The organism is Pontimicrobium sp. MEBiC01747 (genome assembly GCF_053601635.1).
This window is the reverse complement of record NZ_JBSHNS010000059.1, coordinates 1-970: the sequence shown is the minus strand read 5'-3', so window position 1 is coordinate 970 and position 970 is coordinate 1. Positions and strand designations below refer to the sequence as shown.

At 29.6% G+C, this 970-nt stretch carries 2 protein-coding genes; one reads left to right on the top strand and one right to left on the bottom strand.

The window, feature by feature from the left end; genetic code table 11:
• Positions 1 to 642 (top strand): TerC family protein (locus ACVC2P_RS00950; protein ID WP_452596611.1); only part of this gene is annotated, 642 nt, incomplete at its 5' end.
• A gap of 28 nt (positions 643 to 670) precedes the next feature.
• Here ACVC2P_RS00950 and ACVC2P_RS00945 read toward each other — a convergent pair.
• On the bottom strand, positions 671 to 886 hold the full coding sequence (locus tag ACVC2P_RS00945; RefSeq protein ID WP_452596610.1) for a hypothetical protein: 216 nt from the start codon (positions 884 to 886) through the stop codon (positions 671 to 673).
• Positions 887 to 970 lie beyond the last annotated feature (84 nt).

Below are 970 nucleotides of genomic sequence, written 5' to 3'. Positions count from 1 at the left end.
GTATTACTTTTTGTTTTAGTATCTATAATCGATTTTTTCAAAGAACCATTTGCATGGTTAACTGGCGGCGTAGAAGAAGTGGTGAAATTTGCTTTTAATGGGCACAGTTTAATTGTATTAGCTGGTGGTGGCTTTATTATTTATACTGCTATTAAAGAAATATGGCACATGATTGCTGTTAAAGATTTAAGCCGTGATGTAGAAGGTGAGGGGAAGAAAATTAAATCTTCAAACGCGGTTATAGCAAGTATTGTATTAATGAATTTAGTATTTTCTTTCGACTCTATCTTAGCTGCCATTGGGTTAACCAGTGAAATAGAAAACGATACAACAGCTTTTATAGTCATGGCTATTGCAATAGTTGTTAGTGGATTATTAATGTTAATTTTAGCAGATAAAATCTCTGTATTCCTTGCTAAAAATAGAATGTATGAAGTTCTTGGGCTTTTTATATTATTTATTGTAGGTATAATGTTAGTAACAGAAGGTGGGCATTTAGCTCATATTAAAATATTTGGAAACCCTATTGAGCCCATGAGCAAAACAACTTTCTATTTTGTGATTGCTATACTAGTGGTAACAGATATTGTACAAGGGCGTTACCAGAAAAAGCTAATAAAAGAACAAGAAGATAAACAATAACCAGAATACGAAGACTTGAAAGCATTATTTAGCTGTCTTTTTTCTTTTTAATAGGAAAAAAAACAGCATATAGTCCAGCGATTACTATACCAGATAAAATCCAAAGTGTTTGAATGTGTTTTCCTGGTTGATAATTGCTTTCGTCTGTATTTAAAACTTGAATACTAAAGAACCATAGTATCAATCCAATACTAAAGAATAGTCTTCTTTTAATAAGAGTTTGTTTTCTAATTTTTTTAATCATTTTAATAAAGTTATTTTTCTTTATAAAGGGGCCTTAATTTATATTTAAATAAGTTCTTGGAAAACTATTTTTTATCTAGTTTAA

What these genes read in the sequence shown, in the direction of transcription:
- ACVC2P_RS00945 (WP_452596610.1), bottom strand. Translation starts at nt 886, where the DNA reads ATGATTAAAAAAATTAGAAAACAAACTCTTATTAAAAGAAGACTATTC.